We start from the raw sequence: 6,308 nt of genomic DNA on the forward strand, positions 1-6,308 counted from the left end.
TCGGCGCTCATCGCCACGCCGGTCAGATGCGGGTGCATGGAGTTGCCCATGTGGGCGCGGCGGGCGGCCCGGCCCCACCTGGTGGCCGCCCGGCTACCGACTCGGGTGCCTCGGTTGCCTGGAATGCGTGGTCATCGGACTCGACGCGCTAATGTAGGCACGAATTACCTGTGCGGACGAGCATGAATTCGCGAATGACACCGAGGTTGCCGCGGACATGCCAGATTGGGAGGAGAGCTGGTGGAGCTGCTCCTGCTGACCTCCGACCCGAATCCGGAGTCGGTGCTGCCGTCGTTGGCGTTGTTACCGCACAACGTCCGGCCGGCGCCGACGGAGGTCGCCTCCCTGCTGGAGGCGGGCACCGCGGATGTGGCGTTGGTCGATGCGAGAACCGATCTGGCGGCCGCCCGCGGGCTGTGCCGGTTGCTCGGTAGCACCGGATCGTCGGTGCCGGTCGTCGCGGTGCTCACCGAGGGCGGCCTGGTGGCGGTGAACGCCGACTGGGGTCTGGACGACATCCTGTTGCCGGGGACCGGCCCCGCCGAACTGGATGCCCGGTTGCGGCTGCTGGTGGCGCGCAACGGCGGCGCGGCCAGTCCGGAGAATTCCGGCAAGATCACCCTCGGCGAGCTGGTGATCGACGAGGGCACCTACACCGCCCGATTGCGCGGCCGCCCGCTCGATCTCACCTACAAGGAATTCGAGCTGCTCAAATACCTCGCGCAGCACGCCGGCCGGGTGTTCACCCGCGCTCAGCTGCTGCAGGAGGTGTGGGGGTACGACTTCTTCGGCGGCACCCGCACGGTCGACGTGCACGTGCGGCGGTTGCGCGCCAAGCTCGGCAGCGAGTACGAGTCGTTGATCGGCACGGTGCGCAACGTCGGCTACAAGGCCGTGCGCCCGGCGCGCAACAGCGGCAAGGGCGAGCCGACCAGCTTCCCCGACGACAGCGACGGCCCCGGCGAGGCTCTCGACGCGCCCGAGGGCGTCGCCCCCTGACCCGTGCCGGGTAGCGTGACGGCCGACGATGATCATGTACGTCGCAGTCGACAGGCAGGAGGCGTCGCGTGGCTGATCGCGGCGAGCCGGATTCCGATCAGGTGGTGACGGGCTGGACCGACCGGCTCGCGCCCGACACCGCGGCGCGGATCCGGGAGGTGCTGGAGCGGGCGGCCACCGCCGACGGGGTCGAGCCCGTCTCCGAACAGGCCGTGCTGTCGCTGACCGCCACGTCCCCGGCCCGGCATCTGCTGGCCGCCCGGGACGGCGAGGTGCTCGGCTACGCCAATCTCGTTCCCGCCCATGGCGAACACCCGGCGATGGCCGAGGCGGTGGTGGATCCGCGGCAGCGAGGCCGCGGCATCGGCGCCACCCTGGTCTCGACCGCACTGGCCGCCGGGGGCTCCGGCGCCCGGGTGTGGGCGCACGGAAATCTGGCGTCGGCGCGTGCCGTGGCGGGACGGCTAGGGCTGACCGTCGCCCGCGAACTGTGGCAAATGCGCCGTCCATTGGCAACTCCAGAGCTACCGGAACTCGCGGCCTCCCCGGACATTCTTCTGCGCACCTACGCGGGCCCCGCGGACGACGCCGAACTGCTCCGGGTGAACAATGCCGCGTTCGACTGGCACCCCGAACAGGGCGGGTGGTCCGAGGACGACATCGCCGTGCGCCGCGACTCGTCGTGGTTCGATCCGAAGGGCCTGTTCGTCGCGGTCGACCCGGCCCATCCCGGGCGGATGCTGGGCTTTCACTGGACCAAGGTGCATCCCGAGACGGCCGATCAGCCGTCGGTGGGCGAGGTGTACGTGGTCGCCGTCGACCCGGCTGCCCAAGGCCGCGGGCTGGGCCGGTTGCTGACTCTCGCCGGGCTGCACTACCTGCGCGAGCGCGGGCTGGACGAGGTGTTGCTCTACACCGAGGCGGACAACACCGCGGCGGTGCACACCTACACCCGGCTGGGCTTCGAGACCGCTCACGTCGACGCCGCCTACGCCGCGCGGTGACGGCCGCCGGGAGGCGATCTCAGTAACACTGCGGCAAATGTCACAGCGGTATCGCGCAATCGCGCCGGGTTGTTCACTCCGCGTTCACTTGCCCAGGTCCAACTGTCAACCGGCCGAACCTAGGTTACTTATGGGCAGCATTCACTGCCTGGTGCGCGAGTTCGGTGCGAACGGCCACCACACGGCACCCGTCCGGTTGTTGAGGGACCGGGCGTGTACTAAGCGATTCCCGGAGGACATAGGTGAATCTCAAGCGCAGCAGCGCTCTGCTCGGTGTGCTGGCCGCGGCAGGTGCGTTGACCCTGACGGCCTGTGGCAGTGACGACAACACGACCGAGACCGGTGTCGCCGCGACCGTCAAGGTCGACTGTGGCGGCAAGAAAGCGCTCAAGGCCAGCGGTTCCTCGGCGCAGAAGAACGCCATGGACCGTTTCGTCGCCGCCTACGAGGCGAACTGCGACGGCCACACGCTCGACTACACGTCCAGCGGCTCCGGCGCCGGTGTGAACGAGTTCATCGGCGGCCAGACCGATTTCGGCGGTTCGGATTCCCCGCTGGACGCGAAGAAGGACGAGCCGAACAAGGCCGCCGCCCGCTGCGGCGCCCCGGCGTGGGACCTGCCCACCGTGTTCGGCCCGATCGCCGTCACCTACAACATCGACGGCGTCAACGACCTGGTGCTGGACGGCCCGACCACGGCCAAGATCTTCAACGGCCAGATCACCAAGTGGAACGACGTCGCGATCCAGAAGCTGAACACCGCGAACGCGAGCAAGCTGCCGGATCAGGACATCCACGTGATCTTCCGCAGCGACGAGTCGGGTACCACCGACAACTTCCAGAAGTACCTGGACGCCGCTTCCGAGGGCGCCTGGGGCAAGGGCGCGGGCAAGGGTTTCGCCGGCGGTGTCGGCGAGGGTGTCAAGGGCAACGAGGGCACCTCGGGCGCGATCACGAAAACCAAGAACTCGATCACCTACAACGAGTGGTCGTTCGCCAGGTCGCAGAACCTGTCGGTGGCGCGCATCCTGACCAACCCCTCGGTCAAGCCGGTGGAGCTGAACGCGCAGTCCGCCGCCGCCGCGATCGCGTCGGCCAAGATCGTCGGACAGGGCAACGACCTGGTCATCGACACCAGCTCGTTCTACAAGCCGACCGACCCGGCCGCGTACCCGATCATCCTGCCGACCTATGAGATCGTCTGCTCGAAGTACAGCGACGCCGAGACCGCCAAGGCGGTCAAGGCGTTCCTGACCTCGGCGATCAACAATGGCCAGACCGGCCTCGACGAGGCCGGCTACGTGCCGATCCCGGACGCGTTCAAGGCCAAGCTGACCACCGCCATCGACGCCATCTCCTGATTGCGTAGAACCCCATGACCGTGCACGACGAAGTCACCGCCGCGGGCCCCAGGGGTTAGGCCGGGGCCCGGGGGGGGGGGGGGTAAACCCCCCAGTTCCACGCACCCCCCGCGCACCGAGCTTTTACGCCGGGCCGGCGGGCGGGTGGATATACTCCCCCTATGTCCAGCGAACCCAGCACCGAACCGGCGCAACGCGGCCGCGTGGCGCACAGCGCCCGGGCGGAAATGATCTTCCGCTCGCTGGCCACCGCCGCCGGCGCGACCATCGTCGCGGCGATCGCGCTCATCGCGCTGTTCCTGTTGATCCGGGCGGTGCCGTCGGTGGCGGCGAATAAGGCCAACTTCTTCACCAGTGCGGATTTCAACGTCGGCAACGCCGACAACATGCACTTCGGCATCCGGGACCTGTTCATGGTCACGGTGCTGAGTTCGCTGCTGGCACTGGTGATCGCGGTGCCGCTGGGCGTCGGGATCGCACTGTTCCTGACCCAGTACGCGCCGAAGGTGCTGGCCCGGCCGTTCGCCATCATCGTCGACCTGCTGGCCGCGGTGCCTTCGATCGTGTTCGGTCTCTGGGGCTTCCTGGTGCTGGCCCAGCAGCTGGCGCCGTTCGAGGAATTCCTGAACGACAACCTCGGCTGGTTCTTCCTGTTCAAGGACGGCAACGTCTCGATCAGCGGCGGCGGCACCATCTTCACCGCCGGTGTGGTGCTCGCGGTGATGATCCTGCCGATCATCACCTCGGTCAGCCGCGAGGTGTTCAACCTGACGCCGCGCGCGCACATCGAGGCCGCGCAGGCGCTCGGCGCCACCAAGTGGGAAGTGGTGCGGATGACCGTGCTGCCCTACGGCCGCAGCGGCGTGATCGCCGGGTCCATGCTCGGCCTCGGCCGCGCGCTCGGCGAGACCATCGCGGTGCTGGTGGTGCTGCGCACCGCGGCGTCGGCGGGGCACTGGTCGCTGTTCGACGGCGGCTACACCTTCGCCTCCAAGATCGCCTCGGCCGCTTCCGAATTCAGTCAGGCGTTGCCCACCGGCGCCTACATTGCCGCCGGCTTCGTGCTGTTCGCGCTGACCTTCGTCGTCAACGCGCTGGCGCGGATCGCGGCCGGCGGGAAGGTGAACGGGTAATGGCCACAACCACTCTCGACCGCCCGATCAAGGCGCCCGCGTTCCGGACCATCAGCCTGAGCCGCCGGATCCGCAACCAGGCCGCCACCGCGGTGATGTGGCTGTGCTTCGCGATCGCGCTGGTGCCGCTGTGCTGGGTGCTGATCCTGGTGCTCAGCAAGGGCTTCGACGCCGTCGTGAGCAGCGGCTGGTGGGGCAAGTCGCAGAAGGGCGTACTGCCCGATCAGTACGCGGGCGGTGTCTACCACGCCATCTACGGCACCATCGTGCAGTCCGCCGTGGCCGCCGTGATCGCGGTGCCGCTGGGCATCATGGCCGCCATCTACCTGGTCGAATACGGCCGCGGCTGGCTCGCCCGGACCACCACCTTCATGGTCGACATCCTGGCCGGTGTGCCGTCGATCGTCGCCGCCCTGTTCGTCTTCGCGCTCTGGATCGCCACCCTCGGCGCACCGCAGAGCGCCCTCGCGGTCGCGCTGGCACTGGTGCTGTTGATGCTGCCGGTCGTGGTCCGCAGCACCGAGGAAATGCTCAAGCTCGTGCCCGACGAGCTGCGCGAGGCGTCTTACGCCCTGGGGATACCGAAATGGAAGACCATTCTTCGGATCGTGGTGCCGACCGCGCTGCCGGGCATGATCAGCGGCATGCTGCTGGCGGTGGCGCGAGTCATGGGCGAGACCGCGCCCGTACTGGTATTGGTCGGCTACTCGAAGTCCATCAATACCAACCTTTTCGACGGGAACATGGCGTCGCTGCCGCTGCTGATATACCAGGAGCTGGCCAACCCGGAACCGGCCGGCCGGTGGCGGGTGTGGGGCGCGGCCCTGACGCTGATTTTGATCATCGCGCTGCTGTATCTCGGGGCCGCGGTCCTCAACAAGCTGCTCACCCGGAACCGATAGAAGCGAACGGAACATTCGACATGGCCAAGCGGATCGACGTCAAAGATCTCAACATCTACTACGGCAAATTCCATGCCGTCGCCGACGTGCAGCTCACCGTGCTGCCGCGCAGTGTCACCGCCTTCATCGGTCCGTCGGGTTGCGGCAAGTCCACGGTGCTGCGCTCGCTCAACCGCATGCACGAGGTGACGCCGAACGCCCGCGTCGAGGGCGCGGTGCTGCTCGACGGGGAGGACATCTACGGGTCGCAGATCGATCCGGTGGGGGTGCGGCGGACCATCGGGATGGTGTTCCAGCGGCCGAACCCGTTCCCCACCATGTCCATTCGGGACAATGTGGTGGCGGGGTTGAAGCTGCAGGGGGTGCGCAACAAGAAGGAGTTGGACGAGGTCGCGGAGCGGTCGCTCAAGGGGGCCAATCTGTGGAACGAAGTGAAGGATCGGCTCGACAAGCCGGGCGGGGGGCTTTCGGGTGGTCAGCAGCAGCGGTTGTGTATTGCTCGGGCTATCGCGGTTTCGCCTGATGTGTTGTTGATGGACGAGCCTTGTTCTGCGTTGGATCCTATTTCTACTCTGGCTATCGAGGATTTGATTGCGGAGTTGAAGAAGGAATTTACTATTGTGATTGTTACGCATAATATGCAGCAGGCGGCTCGGGTTAGTGATCAGACTGCGTTTTTCAATTTGGAGGCTCAGGGGAAGCCGGGGAAGTTGATCGAGATCGATGAGACGGAGCGGATTTTCTCTAATCCTTCTCGGAAGGAGACGGAGGATTATATTTCGGGGCGGTTCGGGTAGGTTACGGGCTTAGTTTGGTCTGTATTTTTGGCCGCGGCGTAGCCCCGGCGGGGGGTTTGTGGGCCCGGTGGGGGGGGGGGTTGTGGGGGGGGGGGGGGGGGGGGGGGGGGGG

6 protein-coding genes are annotated in these 6,308 nt (G+C 67.2%); all 6 read left to right on the forward strand.

The window, feature by feature from the left end:
* Window positions 1-240: 240 nt before the first annotated feature.
* Window positions 241-999, forward strand: coding sequence for a winged helix-turn-helix transcriptional regulator (locus QH470_RS28890; protein ID WP_280275521.1), 759 nt, complete (start codon window positions 241-243; stop codon window positions 997-999).
* Between the two features lie 68 nt (window positions 1,000-1,067).
* A complete protein-coding gene (mshD, locus tag QH470_RS28895) occupies window positions 1,068-2,003 on the forward strand; it encodes a mycothiol synthase (RefSeq protein WP_425302809.1) in 936 nt (311 codons plus the stop codon).
* A gap of 242 nt (window positions 2,004-2,245) precedes the next feature.
* Entirely contained in the window at window positions 2,246-3,364 is a 1,119-nt protein-coding gene (pstS, locus tag QH470_RS28900) for a phosphate ABC transporter substrate-binding protein PstS (RefSeq protein WP_280275522.1), read from the forward strand.
* Between the two features lie 227 nt (window positions 3,365-3,591).
* Window positions 3,592-4,497, forward strand: a complete 906-nt coding sequence (gene pstC / locus QH470_RS28905; protein ID WP_280275526.1) for a phosphate ABC transporter permease subunit PstC — start codon at window positions 3,592-3,594, stop codon at window positions 4,495-4,497.
* Window positions 4,497-5,399 carry a phosphate ABC transporter permease PstA gene (gene pstA / locus QH470_RS28910; protein ID WP_280275523.1) on the forward strand — a complete coding sequence of 301 codons (903 nt, stop codon included), beginning with the start codon at window positions 4,497-4,499 and terminating at the stop codon, window positions 5,397-5,399. The genes pstC and pstA overlap by 1 nt, the downstream gene beginning before the upstream one ends.
* 20 nt (window positions 5,400-5,419) lie before the next feature.
* The gene (pstB, locus tag QH470_RS28915; protein WP_280275524.1) at window positions 5,420-6,196 is read left to right on the forward strand and encodes a phosphate ABC transporter ATP-binding protein PstB; all 777 of its coding nucleotides are present in this window, start codon (window positions 5,420-5,422) and stop codon (window positions 6,194-6,196) included.
* Window positions 6,197-6,308 lie beyond the last annotated feature (112 nt).

The organism is Nocardia wallacei (assembly GCF_029868745.1).
Taxonomy (GTDB): Bacteria; Actinomycetota; Actinomycetes; order Mycobacteriales; family Mycobacteriaceae; genus Nocardia; species Nocardia wallacei_B.

Coding starts and splice junctions, on each gene's coding strand:
- pstB (WP_280275524.1), top strand. CDS start 5,420: ATGGCCAAGCGGATCGACGTCAAAGATCTCAACATCTACTACGGCAAA.
- pstC (WP_280275526.1), top strand. CDS start 3,592: ATGATCTTCCGCTCGCTGGCCACCGCCGCCGGCGCGACCATCGTCGCG.
- pstA (WP_280275523.1), top strand. CDS start 4,497: ATGGCCACAACCACTCTCGACCGCCCGATCAAGGCGCCCGCGTTCCGG.